Below are 15,349 nucleotides of genomic sequence, written 5' to 3' on the forward strand. Positions count from 1 at the left end.
CTTTTATCAAACTTGGTCGTCGCCAGCAGCCGCTTGTCTATCAAGCAGCTGCTGCAATAATTTTCAGAAAATCCTGGGCCTTCAACGAAGCGCCACCGATCAGTCCACCATCAATATCGGGCTGGGCCAGCAGCTGCTCGGCGTTGCCCGCATTCATGCTGCCACCATACAGCACCGGCACCTTCGCCGCCTGCGTACTGGCTGCCGCCAGTTGCGCGCGCAATACAGCATGTACCGATTGCGCCTGCTCGGGGCTGGCCGTCTTGCCCGTACCAATCGCCCACACAGGCTCATAGGCCACGACGATTTCCGTCACGCAGGCGCCGACCGCATGGATCACTGCAGCGAGCTGGCGCTTGACCACCGCTTCGGTCTGGCCGGCTTCCCGCTCCGCCAAGGTCTCGCCGACACAGACAATCGGCGTGATGCCGGCAGCCAGCGCCTTTTGCGCCTTCGTAGCCACCAGCGCGTCGGTTTCGCCATGGTACTGGCGGCGCTCGGAGTGGCCGACCAGCGCGTAGCGCACCCCAAAGTCACGCAGCATCGCAGCCGACACCTCACCGGTGTAGGCCCCGGCGTCGTGCGCCGACACATCCTGCGCAGCCAGCGCGATCGCCGAGCCCTGCAGCAATGCCTGCACCTGACCCACATAGACAGCAGGCACCGCCACGGCCACATCGCAGCCCGGCTGGCCCAGGCCTTGCAGCAGCTCGCCCAGCAAGGCTTCATTGGCAGCCAGGCTGCCGTTCATCTTCCAGTTTCCAGCAATCAGTTTTTTCACAATTGATCCCAGGTCAGCACGATCTTGCCGATATGTTGGTTGGATTCCATCAGTGCATGGGCCTGACTGGCGTGGGCAGCCGTGAACTGGCTGTGGATGATGGGACGCACCTTGCCCGCTGCCAGCAGCGGCCAGACCTTGGCCTGCAAAGCCTTGGCAATCGCTGCCTTGAAGGCCACCGGACGCGGACGCAGGGTCGAGCCCGTGATCTGCAGACGGCGGCGCAGCACCAGACCGGCATTGAACTCGGCCTTAATACCCCCTTGCACGGCAATGATGACCAGACGGCCATCCTCGGCCAGCGCCTCGACTTCGCGGGCCACATAGTCGCCCGCCACCATGTCCAGGATCACATCCACACCCTTGCCAGCGGTGATGCGCGCCACTTCGGCGACAAAATCCTGGCTGCGGTAGTTGATCGCCTCGTCAGCACCCAAGGCCAGGCAAGCCTGGCACTTTTCATCCGAACCTGCGGTCACGATGACCTTGGCGCCAAAGGCCTTGGCCAGCTGGATCGCCGTCACACCAATGCCGCTGCTGCCGCCCTGGATCAACAAGGTCTCACCGGCTTGCAACGCACCCCGGTCAAACACATTGCTCCAGACGGTGAAGAAGGTCTCGGGCAGGCAAGCGGCCTCAACATCCGACAAGCCCTCGGGCACCGGCAGGCACTGGGCCACCGGGGCCACGCAGTACTCGGCATAGCCACCACCGGCGACCAGCGCGCATACGCGGTCGCCCAGCTTCAGGCCCTGCTCGGCCATCGCCACGGCGTCCCCCGCCACCACCACACCAGCCACTTCCAGACCGGGCAGGTCCGAAGCACCCGGCGGCGGCGCGTAATGGCCCTTGCGCTGGATCACATCGGGGCGGTTCACGCCACTGGCGACCACACGAATGCACAACTCGCCCTGCCCCGCCTGCGGCACAGCGCGCTCTCCCAGCTTCAATACCTGCGGATCACCAAAGGCGGTGATCTCGACTGCACGCATCTTGTCCACGCTTGTTTCCTCAGCCAATCACAATCAGCACACGCTTTTCAGCAGAAAAACGCACCCAGCGCCAGACGCATGGGTGCGTCACACAGCAGATTATTGCTGTTGTTGTTGCTGCTGGTCGGCAGCACCGTCCACGCGGGGCTCGCGTGGTTCGCGGTGCTGGCGAGGCGCGCGATCGCCGCGGTCACCCCGGTCGCCGCGTGGCTCACGGAACTCGCGTGGTTCACGCTCGGGCATGCCGGCCGGACGGTCCAGCAGCGCCTTCATCGACAGCTTGACACGGCCCTTTTCGTCCGTCTCCAGCACCTTGACCTTGACGACCTGGCCTTCGCTCAGGTAGTCGGTCACCTTTTCCACGCGCTCGTGGGCGATCTGGCTGATGTGCAGCAGACCATCCTTGCCGGGCAGCAGGTTCACCAGGGCACCGAATTCCAGGATCTTGACGATCGGGCCTTCGTAGATCTTGCCGATTTCGACTTCGGCGGTGATCTCTTCGATGCGGCGCTTGGCTTCGTCCGCCTTGGCGCCATCGGTGGCGGCGATGGTGATGGTGCCATCTTCCTCGATATTGATCTGGGTGCCGGTCTCTTCGGTCAGCGCACGGATGGTGGCGCCGCCCTTGCCGATCACATCACGGATCTTCTCGGGGTTGATCTTCATCGTGTACAGCTTGGGCGCGAACGACGAGACTTCCGCCTTGGCTTCGCCCATCGCTTCTTGCATCTTGCCCAGGATGTGCATGCGCGCTTCCTTGGCTTGTGCCAGTGCCACTTGCATGATTTCCTTGGTGATGCCCTGGATCTTGATGTCCATCTGCAGCGCGGTAATACCGTTGGTGGTACCGGCTACCTTGAAGTCCATGTCACCCAGATGATCTTCGTCACCCAGGATGTCGGTCAGCACGGCAAACTTGTTGTCTTCCTTGATCAGACCCATGGCGATACCGGCCACGTGGGCCTTCATCGGCACGCCGGCGTCCATCATCGACAGGCAGCCGCCGCAGACCGAAGCCATCGACGAGGAACCGTTCGATTCGGTGATTTCCGACACCACGCGGATGGTGTAGGGGAACTCTTCCTTCGAAGGCAGACAAGCGGCCAGCGCGCGCTTGGCCAGACGGCCGTGGCCGATTTCACGGCGCTTGGTCGAGCCCATGCGGCCCACTTCGCCGGTGGCAAAGGGAGGCATGTTGTAGTGGAACAGGAAGCGGTCTTCAAACTCGCCAGCCAGGGCGTCGATACGCTGTGCATCGCGCTCGGTGCCCAGGGTGGAGATCACCAGCGCCTGGGTTTCACCACGGGTGAACAGGGCCGAGCCGTGGGTGCGTGGCAGCACCGACGAGCGGATCTCGATAGGACGCACCGTGCGGGTATCGCGGCCGTCGATACGGGGCTCACCCGCCAGAATCTGCGAGCGCACGATGCGCGCTTCGATGTCGAACAGCATGCCGTCGACCTTGACGCCGTCAAAGGCCACGCCTTGCTCGGTCAGGCCAGCCTTCACAGCGGCGTAAGCCTGGCGGCAGGCCAGCGTACGGGCTTGCTTGTTGCGCAGTTGGTAAGCGTCGCGCAGGGCGGCATCGCCCAGCTCGCCCACCTTGGCGATCAGCGCTTCGTCCTTGGCAGGAGCGGCCCAGTCCCATGCGGGCTTGCCGGCTTCGCGCACCAGTTCGTGGATGGCGTTGATCGCGATCTGGCCTTGCTCGTGGCCATAGACCACGGCGCCCAGCATCACTTCTTCAGGCAGTTGCTGGGCTTCGGATTCGACCATCAGCACAGCAGCTTCGGTGCCTGCCACCACCAGATCCATCAGCGAATCCTTGCGCTGGGTCTGACCAGGGTTGAGCACGTATTCGCCGTTGATGTAACCCACGCGGGCAGCACCGATAGGGCCGTTGAAAGGAATGCCCGAGATGGACAGTGCAGCGGACACGGCGATCATCGCAGCGATGTCGGCATCCACTTCAGGGTTCAGCGAGATGGTGTGGATGACCACATGCACGTCGTTGTAGAAACCTTCGGGGAACAGCGGACGGATCGGGCGGTCGATCAGACGGCTGGTCAGGGTTTCGAGTTCGCTGGGCTTGGCTTCGCGCTTGAAGAAGCTGCCAGGGATCTTGCCTGCAGCGTAGGTCTTCTCGATGTAGTCAACGGTCAGCGGGAAAAAGTCCTGACCGGCCTTGGCGATCTTGGAGCCCACCACCGTAGCCAGCACCACGGTGTCGTCGATGTTGACCAGCACCGCGCCGGAAGCCTGGCGGGCGATTTCACCGGTTTCCATGGTGACCGTGTGCTGGCCCCACTGGAAAGTCTTGGTGACCTTGTTGAATATGGACATAGATTGCTCCTGGTTAAACAGCCAAAAACCTGTCGGTTTTCAGCAGGAGCCGGCATGCAGAACACGATGCCATTCCAGGGAGGTTGAAGGCCTGGAACCCGGGGTTCAGCCCCCTTGGAATGACACAGCTTCGCTCTGTTTGCGCGGCGTTGAAGTAAAAAACGCCTGAGCTAGCGGACTAACTCAGGCGTCTCCATCTCACCCTGGGCTTACTTACGCAGGCCCAGCTTAGCGATCAGTGCAGTGTAACGGTCAGCGTCCTTGGACTTGAGGTAGTCCAACAGCTTACGACGACGGCTCACCATGCGCAGCAGGCCGCGGCGACCGTGGTGGTCCTTGGCGTGCGTCTTGAAGTGAGGGGTCAGTTCGTTGATGCGGGCGGTCAGCAGAGCCACTTGGACTTCTGGGCTGCCCGTATCGGTAGCGGAACGTGCGTTGGCCTTTACAACTTCGGCCTTGATAGATGCGGCGATCATGTGTTTTCCTTCATAGGAACACCGGCTTGCGCTGGCATTCTGGTTACTTGCGCCGCAGCCGGAAAAGCTTGCGACGTGCGTCTTGCACCATGCAAAACCCTGCAATTATACCCAATAACTTCTTTTAGGTTTTTAGCCCCAAAACCGCACCAAAGCCGATGCCGCCGCACCCAGCACCACCACCAGCAAAAACGGCGCGCGCAGCGCCAGCGCGATGATGGCCACCGCCAGCGCAGCCAGGCGGGCATCCAGCACCAGCTGCTGGCCGCTGACGAGGGTGTTCATGGCGGTCAGGGCCGCCAGCAGCGCAATCGTCAACGCCCCTGCTACCCGGGCCATGCGCGGGTGGCGCAGCCAGTGCGCCGGCACACTGTAGCCCAGCAGCTTGGTGCCATAGGTCACGGCGCTGGCCAGCAACACCCAGATCCACCAGTGGTTGCCCACGTCTGCCATCGCGTTCATCGTGCGGCCTCCTGCGTACTGGCGCCCTGCCCTGCGGGGCCGCTGCTGCGCGAGTGATAGCCCCAGACGGCGCCCACCACCGCTGCAATCAAGATAGGCACGCCCGGCGCCACCCAGGGCACCGCCAGCATCGCAATGCTGGCAGCCACCACCGCCAGCGCAATGGGCTCCCGGTGCGTCAGGCGCGGCCACAGCAGGCCCATGAAGGCGGCCACCGCTGCACCGTCCAGCCCCCAGCGCCCCGGGTCGCCCAGGGCATTGCCCAGCAAGGCGCCCGCAGCGGTGAACAGGTTCCACAGCAGGTAGACGCCCACGCCGGCGGTCCAGAAGCCCCGCTTCTGCTCTTCCTTGTCCGCCTGCCCCAGCGCGGTGGCAGCCGATTCATCAATCGTCAGCTGCGCCGACAGCAGGCGTGCCAGTCCGCGCGGGCCCAGCAAGGCGGCCATCTGCATGCCGTAGACCGCATTGCGCACCCCCAGCAGGCTGGCCGCGCCCAGGGCTGCAGCGCCCGCGCCGCCGCCTGCAACCACGCCGACAAACGCAAACTGCGAGCCGCCGGTAAACATCAGCAGGCTCAAGGCGCAGGTCTGCCAGACCGACAGGCCCGCCGCCACCCCCAGCGCGCCAAAGGAGATGCCATATAAACCGGTTGCCACGCTGATCGACACGCCCATGCGCACGGCAGGCGAGGACCACAACCCTGAACTGTTAGAAGCCATGGGCGGCGATTTTAGAGCGTGTTGTGTCTGGCGCGCGCCACTGCCAGTACTTTGCGGCACATAGGCGCATAAAAGCCCGCAGGGCCAGGGGCCTTGCGGGCTTCGGTACTGCCAAGCCGGCGCTCAGACGCTTTGCAGGCTGGCGCTGTCAATGCCACGCGCCGCCTCGCGGGCGCTTTCACGGGCCGAAGCCAGTGCCGGCACGCAGACGCCGGCCACCAGGTGGATCAGCGCCTCAGGCACATCGTTGTAGGCGCCGCGCGGGCCCAGGATATTGATGGAGCCCAGCACCTCACCGCCATACCAGACGGGAATGTTCAGCACCGCATGCAGGCCCCGGGCGACCAGGTCCTCGGCTTCGGAGAATACGGTGCGGATGTCGGCCTCGTCCCGCCCGATATAGGGCAGGCCCTGGTCCAGCACCCGGTCCGACCAGGGGCCCTTGCCGGTGGCCTTGAAGCCGCCCAGCGGGCTGATGGCCTCGTTGGACGAATAGATGCGGCGCATCAGCTTTTCCTGCTGCAGGTAAACCAGGCCAGTCAGCAGGCCGTAGCCAAACAGCTGCTGGCAGGTCTCGGCAATCGCGGCCCAGTGGCGCCCGGCATCGCTGCTCTGGCCCAGGGTGTGGGCCAGGCGGCCCAGGACATGGGTGGTGCTCATTGCTGAATCCCTTCCAGAGACACGCCATGGGTGTTCTTGCCGAACAGCAGGATGCCCATGCCGCCGACAAACAGCACGCCGGTCATTAGCGCAAACACGCCGCCAAAGCCCAGCACCGGATAGGCGGCTCCCACGATGGTGGGCGAGGCAATCGAGCCAACCCGCGCCAGCGCCGAGGCCGTTCCCATGCCGGTGGCACGGATGGAGGTCGGGTAGATCTCCGAGGTGTAGGTGTACTGGCCGGCGATCACGCCGTTCATGCCAAAGGACAGCAGCATGCTCAGCAGGATGATCTCCTGGTCGGCACCGGCAAAGGCCAGGCCCAGCGCCGCCAGGCAGGACACCAGCATGTAGGCCAGGATGGTGTACTTGCGGCCGATCTTGTCGTTCAGGTAGGCGGCCGAGTAGTAGCCGGGAATCTGCGCCAGGTAGATCAGGATGGTGAAGGAAAAGCTCTTGGTCACCGCAAAGCCACGCGCCACCAGCAGGCTCGGAATCCAGACCAGGAAGGCGTAGTAGCAGAACATCACCGTGATCCAGAACACCCAGACCACCAAGGTGGTTTGCAGGTACTGGGGCTTGACCAACGTGGCCAGCTTGGCCCATGCGCCTTGCACGGCGGAGTCAGCTGCTTTTGCAGCCAGGCTCATCTTCACCGGTTCGGGCAGCGGCTTGCCGCTGCTGCGTTGGACCTGCGCTTCAATGGCGGTACAGATCCGGCTGGCCTCTTCATGGCGGCCCATCTCTTCCAGCCAGCGGGGCGATTCGAACAGCGCCCGGCGCATCCACAGCAGAAACACCACCGGCACCGAGGCGATGACCATGATCCAGCGCCAGCCATCGGCACTCATCGGCACGATGAAGTAACCCAGCAGTGCCGACATCACAAACCCAAAGGAGAAAAAACCCGCCAGCGCGCCGGTGAAGCGGCCCCGGTAGCGGCTGCTGACAAACTCCGCCAGGTAGGGGGCGACGATGGCACCCTCGGCGCCCATGCCCACACCGGCAATCATGCGCAGGATGTAGAACTCATGGAAATTGGTGGCAAAGGCATTGATGAAGGTGGCCACGCAAAACAGCACCAGCGCCCACATCATCACGACCTTGCGGCCAAAGCGGTCGCCCAGCATGCCCGACAGCAGCGCCCCCACCAGAAAGCCCACGTAGGTGCTGCTGGCAATCCAGCCTGCCTGGATGCCGGTCAACCCCCATTGTTCGCGCAGCGACGGCAGGATGAAGGCGATGATGCCCGCATCCAGCGCCTCGAAGGCCAGGCCCAGGCCGCCAATGATGAGCAAGGTGAAATGGAAGCGGCTGAAAGGCAGCCGCTCCAGACGTTCGGAAGCGTTATACATAGAGTGGTGCTCGCTCAAAGGCCCATCAGCAGGCGTTCTTGTGGATGAAGCCGTCGCGCATGATCAGCTTGATCGCCGTGTCATGCCGGGTCAGCACCGATACATCCTCCAGCGGGTTGCCATCGACCAGCAGCAAATCGGCATAGGCGTTCTCCACCACTTCGCCCAGCAGGCCTTCGTGGTTCAGAATCTCGGCACCGATGAGCGTTGCCTGCTGCACCACCTTGGCATGGCCCAGCACCTTGGCGCGCAACACCAGTTCGTCCGATTGCATGTAGTGCGTCTCGCCCAGCAGATCGCTGCCAAAACCCATCTTCACGCCGGCGGCGTCCAGCACTTCCAGCGCCTTGAGGCCGTTGGTGCGCACCTTGGCAATCTTTTGCACCGATTCGTCGGGCAGACCGTACTTGGCGCCGTCGTTGGCCAGGCCTTCGTAGGTGATCAGGGTCGGCACCATGTAGGCACCCTTTTCCTGCATCAGCTTGGCGGTGGGTGCATCGACCAGGTTGCCGTGCTCGATGGTGCGCACGCCGCACTCGATGGCACGGGTGATGGCCTGGGGCGTATAGGCATGGGCCATCACATAGGTGTTCGCATTGTGGGCCTCTTCGACGATGGCGGTCAGCTCCGACACCGAAAAGCCCAGGTTGTTGATCGGATCGTTGGGCGAGGCCACACCGCCCGAGGCCATCACCTTGATCTGGGTGGCACCCTTCAGGATCTCTTCGCGCACCGCCAGGCGGCAGGCGTCAACGCCATCGACCACCTTGCCGATATTGCCGATCTTGTAGGCGCAGGAGCAGGGGTCGAGCGTGTCATTGCGCGCCCGGAAATCGCCATGGCCGCCGGTTTGCGACAGCGCCTTGCCGGCGCAGAACAAGCGCGGGCCGGCCACCTGGCGGGTACGCACGCCTTCGGCCAGCGCCCAGTCGGCACCACCGGCATCGCGCACCGAGGTAAAGCCCCGGTCGATCATGCCCTTCATGATGGGCAGCGCGCGCAGCAGCGCCAGCGCATTGGGCAGATTGGCAACCGCACCCAGGTTGAAGCCCGAGGCCATCACGTGCACGTGGCAGTCGATCAGACCGGGCATCAGGGTCATCCCCTTGGCATCGATGACGGTGGCATCGGCCACCTCGAAGTCTTCGGCGCTGATCTTTTCGATCAGACCGTTGCGCACCCAAATGGTATGAGTAGAAGTCAATACGAGATGCCGGGTGTCGAGAATCTTGGCATTGCGGATCAGGGTGGATTGCATAATCGGATTTGGCGTTCACAGCGCCATGGTTGCCTCTAATGCCCCGAACTCTAGCCAAGCTGCAACAATATGTGGCAATGACATGAGGTCATGCATCTGCCAATTTTTTCTACCGTCATGAGTGGAGCTCATACCCCATGCGCCGTCGCTGCCCCACGATCTCCGAGCTGAACGCCTTCCTGCTGTCGGCGCAGCACCTGTCGTTTTCCAAGGCCGCCAAGGAGCTGTTCGTCACGCAAAGCGCCATCAGCCGCCACATTGCGGGCCTGGAGGCCTACCTGGGCCACCCGCTGTTCATGCGCCGCAGCCATGGGTTGGCGCTGACCCATATCGGCGAGAACTACCTCAAGCTCGTGCGCCCGGCGATGGAATCGCTCGAACGCGCCACCACCCAGGTCATCTCCACCGCGCAGAACGCCCATCTGCTCAGCCTGTCGGTCGCGCCCACCTTTGCGGCCAACTGGCTGTTTCCCCGGCTGGAGAGCTTTCGCGCCAGCAACCCGCACATTGCCATCCACTTTGTGCGCTACAGCACCACCGACAGCGCAGAGACGGGCGATGGCTTCGATGCCTCCATCCAGTACGGCTACGGCGACTGGCCGATTGCCGATGCCCAGTACCTGATCGGGCGCGAGACCAGCATCGTCTGCTCGCCCAGCTACCTGCAGCAGCACCCGATCGTGCATTTCAGCGACCTCAAGCAGTGCAGCCTGCTGCAGCACATCGAGCTGCCCACTTCCTGGGACGACTGGTTCACCGCCTACGCCGGCCCCTATGAAGGGGCACGCATCGGCCCCGGCTTCAACCTCTTTACCCTCATCATCCAGGCGGCCATTGGCGGCCTGGGCGTTGCCTTGGTCCCTAGTTGCCTGCTGCAGGAGCCGCTGGCATCACACAAACTGGTCGAGCCCTTTGGCCAGCGCTTTGAAAGCCCACTGGGCTACTACCTCTGCGCGCCCACCTGGCGCAGCGACATGGAGAGCTACCAGCGCTTTGGCGAATGGCTGCAGCAGGAATGCCGCCGCCCTCCTACAGCCACTTGATCTGCGGAGGCAGCCTCGCCCCAGCCGCTTGGTTCTATGCTGGTCGCCATCTGCGATCGAAGGAGTTCTCCCATGAAAACCAAGCATTCCGCCTTCAACAAAATTGCCCGTGCCGTCGCCAAGTTCAGTGGCCGGCCAGTGTGCTTTGTCGGTGCTGTCCTGGTGATTGTGCTGTGGGCGGTCAGCGGTCCGTTTTTCGGCTTCAATGACACCTGGCAGCTGGTGATCAACACCGGCACAACCATCGTCACCTTCTTGATGGTGTTCCTGATCCAGTCCACCCAGAACAGCGACACCGAGGCCATGCAGATCAAACTGGATGAACTGATCCGCGCCATCGAGCCGGCCCGCAACTGCATGCTGTCGCTCGAAGAGCTGGACGAAGAGGAGCTGGACGCCTTGCGCAAGGAGTTCGACATCCTGGCCGAAAAAGCGCGCCAGAAACAGGATGCACAGCAGCATCCCAGCGCTGGCTGAAGGCCCCGCCCTGCGCTGCACAGGGCGGTGAGCGGCCTGCATTCATCGCTTCCGCTGCGCGCATGGGCCGCCGGCCCATGCAAAGCCTGGGCGTCTCAGCGCTTGTGCTTGTTCTTTGCCCCGCCCTGGCGCGCCTTGAAGCGGGGGTTGGACTTGCAAATGACATAGATGCGGCCACGCCGCTTGACCACCTGGCAATCACGGTGGCGCTTCTTGGCTTCCTTGAGGGACGACAGAACTTGCATGCAGTGCTTCTCCAAAACGGCAACAGATGCTTAAATGATAATGCATTCTCATTATCAATTCAAGCATCCGTGGCTTGCAACAAGCAAGCGCCACCAGGTGCCTGCGCCAACACCTGGGCCAACACCAGGTCGGGTGCAGGCCAACAGGTTGCCAGCGATCCTGCGCCCGTGGTCAGGATGCACCCACGCTGCCCGTTACCGGCAGCACAATGCCTGAGATATAGCTGGAGCACACCTGCGACGCGAGAAACACATAGGCGGGTGCCAGCTCCTCGGGCTGCGCGGGGCGGCCCATCTGGGTGTCGGCACCAAACTCGCGCAGGTCCTCCGCGTCCTTGTCGGCCGGGTTCAAGGGCGTCCACACGGGGCCAGGAGCCACCGCATTCACGCGGATGCCGCGCTCCATCAGGTTCTGGGCCAGCGCCTTGGTGAACGCATGGATGGCACCCTTGGTTGCGGAGTAGTCCAGCAACTCCTTGCTGCCGCTCAGGCCCGTGACCGAGCCGGTGTTCACGATGGCATCACCCCGCTGCAGATAAGGAATGCTCGCCTTGACCATGTGGAAGTAGCCAAAGATATTGGTGCGGAAGGTCTCGTCCAGCCGCTCGATGTTCAGGTCTTCAATGTCGGCCGCATGCTGCTGGAATGCCGCGTTGTTGACCAGTACATTGAGCGCACCAAATTTCTTCAGCACCTGCTTGACCGCCTGCTCGCAAAATTGCGGGTCCTGCACATTGCCGGAAATCGCCAGACTCTGCTGGCCCTCCTCCTCGATCAGGCGGCAGGTTTCCTTGGCATCGTCGTGCTCGTTCAGGTAGAGGATCGCCACATTGGCGCCCTCGCGCGCAAACAGCACCGCCACCGCCCGGCCAATGCCCGAGTCTCCGCCGGTGATGACCGCCGTCTTGCCCTCCAGCTTGCCGCTGCCCCGGTAGTTTTCTGCCAGATAGAGCGGCTGCAGATCCAGCGCTTTCTCAAGGCCGGGCTTGGCCAGCTTTTTGCCGGGCATCGGTGGCGTGGGCACCTCATGGCCGGGGCCGGGTGCGGTCTTTTTGCTGGTTTTATCGTCCTTGCTGCTCTTGGCTTTTTTGGACGCTTTGGCCGCCTTGTCCCGCGCGTCGTTTTGGCCTTGCTCTTGCTGGATGCGCTGCTGCGCAGCCACCACTTCCTCGACCGAGCGCTTTTCTGGCGGAGGCTTCTTGCTGACGCTCTTTTGGGATGGACTGTTGGATGGGCTCATGCTGAAACTCCTTGGATCTTGAACTTTGGAAAAAATGAAACGGCATCGCGCAGCGGCAGACCACTGCAACATCAACCTCGACAGCCCTACATGCACTTACCCGCTGACAAGCTTGTCCGACATACGGCCGCCGCACCGCGCAGTACAAAGAAGGCAGAAAGGAGGCCGCCAATGCCAACCCCCACTACGCCCCCTCAGCCGCCGGTGGCGCCACCACCGCCGGATCTGCCCAAGCCCGAGCCCATCGATCCGCCCGACAGCACCTTGCCGATCGAGGAACCCGGGCATGAGCCACCGGTGAAGGATCCGGAACCGGTCTAGACCGGCAACGCAACAGGCCAGCACACCACCCGGTGGCTGGCCTGTTCTTAGTTCTTCTTGGCAGCGGCGTTGCGCTTGCGGGTGGCCGCTGCTTTTTTAGCCGATGCGGATCGCGCCTCGGGGCTGCGGCTGGCGGCGGCTTTCTTAGCAGCTGCCGAGCGCGCGGCTGCGAGCTGCGAGCCCGGCCCTGTTGCCTTGCCCCGGCCGGATCCGGAGCGCTTGCCGCCACCGGTTTCCTTGTTCACCGTGGCCCAGGCGCGTGAGGCAGCCTCGTCTTCCGAGACGCCTTTTTTCTCGTAGCTTTTCTCGATATGGCGAGCCATGCGTTTTTGCTTATCGGTATAAGCGGATTTATCTCCTTGGGGCATCACAAAACTCCTTGGGTGGGTGCAGGCAGGGATGAGGGCGGAGGCGGTATGGGGCGGTCCGTGGTCATGGCCCCACCGCGTTGCCGGGCTCCGTCATTGGGAAGGGTCACCATCGGCGGGCGGGCCACCGCCGCCTGGCCGTGGCTTCTTGGGGGTGGTGGGAACGGGCTTCTGGGCCTGGGCCCCTACCAGGGCGAGAAACATGGGGTGCAGGTGGCGCATGGCGTCCTCCAATCGCTGAACAGGCTTTCAGAGTAGCTCTGGCGCACAGCGCTGCCTGTCGGAAAAACGCTTCCCAATACATTGTTCCGCTTCACACATGGCGTAACGGCACTGGGCGTACCCCCGCGCGCTACGCAGACCTACACGGCCTGGCCCCTGCGCTTGCAACACTGGGCTTTTGCCCCATGCTGAATCCAGCCGTATGCGCCGGTGCGCCAACGACTCCACCAGCTGCACCAGGAGAGCCACCATGCCCCAACCCTACGAGCCCAGTCCGTCCCCTGCCCAGCCCCCCATTCCCGGCCAGCCGCAGCCGGCGCCTGGTGAGCCGGGCACGTATGAGCCCAGCCCTTTGCACCCCTACCCAGGCAACCCGCAGCATCCCTATCCCAGCGAGCCGGCACACCCCTACCCCGGCAACCCCGAGCACCCTTACCCCGGCACGCAGCCAGAGCCAGCGCCCGATACGACGACGAGCCAGTCAGTGGGAGGGGATGCAGCGCTGTAGCGGCAGCAGGCTTACTTCTGCGTGGCCTGCAGCAGGTCCAGGCGGCGCTGCACCTGGTCGGCCAGTGCCGTATCGCCCAACGCGCGCGCCAGGCGCTGCTGGTTGATCAGCCAGGCCATCACGGCACGGCGCCAGCCTTGGGCAGAGGCGGTATCGACCGCCTGGGTGACGACCGCCATCGGCACCGGTCCGCGCACCGCCAGCACGCCGGCCGCGACCAGGCGCGACAGCGGGTCTTCCATAGCGGCCAGCGCAGCGGCTGCTTGCTCAGGCGCCAGCGGCGCCACTGCCTGCTGGGCCTTGGGCAGCAGCGCCACATCGCCAGCAGCCAACTGGCCCTGCAGATAGCGGGCATAGGCCTGCTCGGCATCGGCAGCATCCTGGGCCACGGCCTCAAAGCCCGTGCAAGGGGCAGCCTCCAAGGCAGCTACCTGTGCAGCGCAGCGCGCCAGCTCCAGCCGGGCCAGCAGATCGGGCCGGGCCGTGCGGCTCACCTCTTCACGCGCACGCCGCCATTCGGCCTCCGCCACCCGTTGGTTGCCTGACAGGTAGGCATCGGTCGCGCGTTCGGCAGCACCCTGTTCGTTGACCGCCCAGTCGGGCGCCTTCTTGCCGCTGGCGCAGCCGCCCAGCACAGCGGCGGCCAGCAAGGCTGCGGCCAGGCGGGCGGTGATGGCAATCGCGGTACTCATGGCAGTCGCACCTCGGCATCCTTTTTGGCAAACGGCCATTTGCGGTTCAGCTCGGTCAGCATGCCTTCGACCTTGCGCAGATTGGCCTCCACATCGGCACGCAAATCACCCAGCTGGCTGGTGGCATCCTTGGCATTGGCGCCCACGGCCTGGGCCTCCACCAGCACCGCATCCACCTTCTTCAGGCTGCCGCGCACATCGCCGAGCACGGCATTGAGTTGCTGCACCGTGGCGCGCACTTCGGGCATCACGCCATCGGCACCAAACACCTGCTTGTCGGCATTCTTGGCCAGGCCATCGAGGCGCGCCAGCAGCTGGTTGGTGCGGTCCAGGGTCTGCGATATCTTGCGCGCCTCGGCGTCCCCACCCATCACCACGCCCAGCGCGCCGCTGGGGCCGTTGAGCTTGGTGCTCAGGTCACGCAGCTGCTCCAGGGTGCCACCCAAGGCCGAGCCAGCCGAGGTCATCATGTTCAGGTTCTCCAGCAGCTGGCGGGCATTGCTCATCAGCTGCGGCAGCTCGGCCGTCGCATCGCCCGACAGCACCGCGCGCACCGCGCCATCCTCCAGCTGCGGGTCGTCCAGAATGCCCGAATAGGCCTTGATCGTCGTGCCCCCTACCAGGCCCTTGACCAAGGTGAACACGCTGCTGCTGCGCAGCCAGTGCGCATCTTTCTCGGGCACATCCACATGGATGCGCACCGTGCCATCGGGCGCCAGCTCGATCTTGCTGACCTTGCCAATCGCAAAGCCGGAGAAGGTCATGTCCAGACCGATGGAGACACCCTCGGAATCATCGGCCGTCAGGATCAGCGACTGCTTGGGCTCGAAGACGCCGCGCGCATACATCAGATAAAAGGCCGAGCCCAGGATCAGCAGCAGGGTAAACAGCAGCAATGCCCCGGCCTTGCGCTCCAGGTGCGGCACTGGCGTCAGGCCATCGACGGCCACCCCATCGACCACCGCCGCACGCCGTGCAGAGGCGGCAGAAGACGGCGGCGCAGGGCGGTCGGCAGAGTCGTGGGGTTCTGGTATTTGCATGTACCGCGATCTTACCCGGGCTGGCTGTCAGCTTCAAAAGAAAGCTGCAGGGGGTTGTTTTGAAAGGCAGACACTCACTTTCCAGCCCAGTCGCCCGCGGCTTGCCCGGCGCTTGTTACACATTGCCGCTGCGCTAGCTCTTATACT

At 63.7% G+C, this 15,349-nt stretch carries 19 protein-coding genes; 4 read left to right on the forward strand and 15 right to left on the reverse strand.

The window, feature by feature from the left end; all coding sequences use genetic code 11:
* Positions 1-40: 40 nt before the first annotated feature.
* The 9 genes from tpiA to ACHWUQ_RS14120 form a co-directional block, all read right to left on the reverse strand.
* On the reverse strand, positions 41-784 hold the full coding sequence (gene tpiA / locus ACHWUQ_RS14080) for a triose-phosphate isomerase (RefSeq protein WP_256460979.1): 744 nt from the start codon (positions 782-784) through the stop codon (positions 41-43).
* Positions 778-1,773 carry an NAD(P)H-quinone oxidoreductase gene (locus ACHWUQ_RS14085; RefSeq protein ID WP_394681582.1) on the reverse strand — a complete coding sequence of 332 codons (996 nt, stop codon included), beginning with the start codon at positions 1,771-1,773 and terminating at the stop codon, positions 778-780. Before ACHWUQ_RS14085 ends, tpiA begins: the two co-directional genes overlap by 7 nt.
* A gap of 99 nt (positions 1,774-1,872) precedes the next feature.
* Positions 1,873-4,116, reverse strand: coding sequence for a polyribonucleotide nucleotidyltransferase (gene pnp / locus ACHWUQ_RS14090; protein WP_239811287.1), 2,244 nt, complete (start codon positions 4,114-4,116; stop codon positions 1,873-1,875).
* A 209-nt stretch (positions 4,117-4,325) separates the two neighbouring features.
* Complete coding sequence (gene rpsO, locus ACHWUQ_RS14095) at positions 4,326-4,592, reverse strand: 30S ribosomal protein S15 (RefSeq protein WP_116925902.1); 267 nt, start codon at positions 4,590-4,592, stop codon at positions 4,326-4,328.
* Positions 4,593-4,724: 132 nt separating this feature from the next.
* Positions 4,725-5,054, reverse strand: coding sequence for an AzlD domain-containing protein (locus ACHWUQ_RS14100; protein ID WP_339558682.1), 330 nt, complete (start codon positions 5,052-5,054; stop codon positions 4,725-4,727).
* Complete coding sequence (locus ACHWUQ_RS14105; RefSeq protein ID WP_373448652.1) at positions 5,051-5,773, reverse strand: AzlC family ABC transporter permease; 723 nt, start codon at positions 5,771-5,773, stop codon at positions 5,051-5,053. Before ACHWUQ_RS14105 ends, ACHWUQ_RS14100 begins: the two co-directional genes overlap by 4 nt.
* 123 nt (positions 5,774-5,896) lie before the next feature.
* Positions 5,897-6,433 (reverse strand): GAF domain-containing protein, encoded by a 537-nt coding sequence (locus ACHWUQ_RS14110; RefSeq protein WP_312834281.1) that lies wholly within the window; start codon positions 6,431-6,433, stop codon positions 5,897-5,899.
* Entirely contained in the window at positions 6,430-7,788 is a 1,359-nt protein-coding gene (locus tag ACHWUQ_RS14115) for an MFS transporter (protein ID WP_239811283.1), read from the reverse strand. Before ACHWUQ_RS14115 ends, ACHWUQ_RS14110 begins: the two co-directional genes overlap by 4 nt.
* 25 nt (positions 7,789-7,813) lie before the next feature.
* On the reverse strand, positions 7,814-9,046 hold the full coding sequence (locus ACHWUQ_RS14120; RefSeq protein ID WP_239811282.1) for an amidohydrolase family protein: 1,233 nt from the start codon (positions 9,044-9,046) through the stop codon (positions 7,814-7,816).
* A 137-nt stretch (positions 9,047-9,183) separates the two neighbouring features.
* Between ACHWUQ_RS14120 and ACHWUQ_RS14125 the strand changes: the two genes are divergently transcribed.
* Positions 9,184-10,089, forward strand: a complete 906-nt coding sequence (locus tag ACHWUQ_RS14125) for a LysR substrate-binding domain-containing protein (protein WP_312409910.1) — start codon at positions 9,184-9,186, stop codon at positions 10,087-10,089.
* A gap of 72 nt (positions 10,090-10,161) precedes the next feature.
* On the forward strand, positions 10,162-10,566 hold the full coding sequence (locus ACHWUQ_RS14130; RefSeq protein ID WP_239811280.1) for a low affinity iron permease family protein: 405 nt from the start codon (positions 10,162-10,164) through the stop codon (positions 10,564-10,566).
* A 95-nt stretch (positions 10,567-10,661) separates the two neighbouring features.
* On the opposite strand, the gene ykgO is transcribed toward ACHWUQ_RS14130, so the two are convergent.
* Together ykgO and ACHWUQ_RS14140 are read right to left on the reverse strand one after the other, a co-directional pair.
* Positions 10,662-10,811, reverse strand: coding sequence for a type B 50S ribosomal protein L36 (gene ykgO / locus ACHWUQ_RS14135; RefSeq protein WP_116925897.1), 150 nt, complete (start codon positions 10,809-10,811; stop codon positions 10,662-10,664).
* Between the two features lie 172 nt (positions 10,812-10,983).
* Positions 10,984-12,051 (reverse strand): SDR family oxidoreductase, encoded by a 1,068-nt coding sequence (locus ACHWUQ_RS14140; RefSeq protein WP_394681511.1) that lies wholly within the window; start codon positions 12,049-12,051, stop codon positions 10,984-10,986.
* A gap of 171 nt (positions 12,052-12,222) precedes the next feature.
* Between ACHWUQ_RS14140 and ACHWUQ_RS14145 the strand changes: the two genes are divergently transcribed.
* Positions 12,223-12,372: a hypothetical protein gene (locus ACHWUQ_RS14145; RefSeq protein ID WP_165841178.1), complete on the forward strand. Its 150-nt coding sequence runs from the start codon at positions 12,223-12,225 to the stop codon at positions 12,370-12,372.
* Positions 12,373-12,419: 47 nt separating this feature from the next.
* Here ACHWUQ_RS14145 and ACHWUQ_RS14150 read toward each other — a convergent pair whose 3' ends face one another.
* Positions 12,420-12,695: a plasmid stabilization protein gene (locus ACHWUQ_RS14150; protein ID WP_312834279.1), complete on the reverse strand. Its 276-nt coding sequence runs from the start codon at positions 12,693-12,695 to the stop codon at positions 12,420-12,422.
* A 138-nt stretch (positions 12,696-12,833) separates the two neighbouring features.
* The gene (locus tag ACHWUQ_RS14155) at positions 12,834-12,962 is read right to left on the reverse strand and encodes a hypothetical protein (protein WP_256460959.1); all 129 of its coding nucleotides are present in this window, start codon (positions 12,960-12,962) and stop codon (positions 12,834-12,836) included.
* A gap of 250 nt (positions 12,963-13,212) precedes the next feature.
* Here ACHWUQ_RS14155 and ACHWUQ_RS14160 point away from each other — a divergent pair, with 250 nt between their 5' ends.
* Positions 13,213-13,470 (forward strand): hypothetical protein, encoded by a 258-nt coding sequence (locus ACHWUQ_RS14160; protein ID WP_394681512.1) that lies wholly within the window; start codon positions 13,213-13,215, stop codon positions 13,468-13,470.
* Between the two features lie 11 nt (positions 13,471-13,481).
* On the opposite strand, the gene ACHWUQ_RS14165 is transcribed toward ACHWUQ_RS14160, so the two are convergent.
* Together ACHWUQ_RS14165 and ACHWUQ_RS14170 are read right to left on the reverse strand one after the other, a co-directional pair.
* A complete protein-coding gene (locus ACHWUQ_RS14165; protein WP_312458950.1) occupies positions 13,482-14,162 on the reverse strand; it encodes a hypothetical protein in 681 nt (226 codons plus the stop codon).
* Positions 14,159-15,202, reverse strand: a complete 1,044-nt coding sequence (locus ACHWUQ_RS14170) for an MlaD family protein (RefSeq protein ID WP_239811275.1) — start codon at positions 15,200-15,202, stop codon at positions 14,159-14,161. Before ACHWUQ_RS14170 ends, ACHWUQ_RS14165 begins: the two co-directional genes overlap by 4 nt.
* Positions 15,203-15,349: the final 147 nt, after the last annotated feature.

Origin of the sequence: uncultured Comamonas sp., assembly GCF_964277875.1 — a bacterium.
GTDB classification, from domain to species: Bacteria; Pseudomonadota; Gammaproteobacteria; order Burkholderiales; family Burkholderiaceae_C; genus Comamonas; species Comamonas sediminis.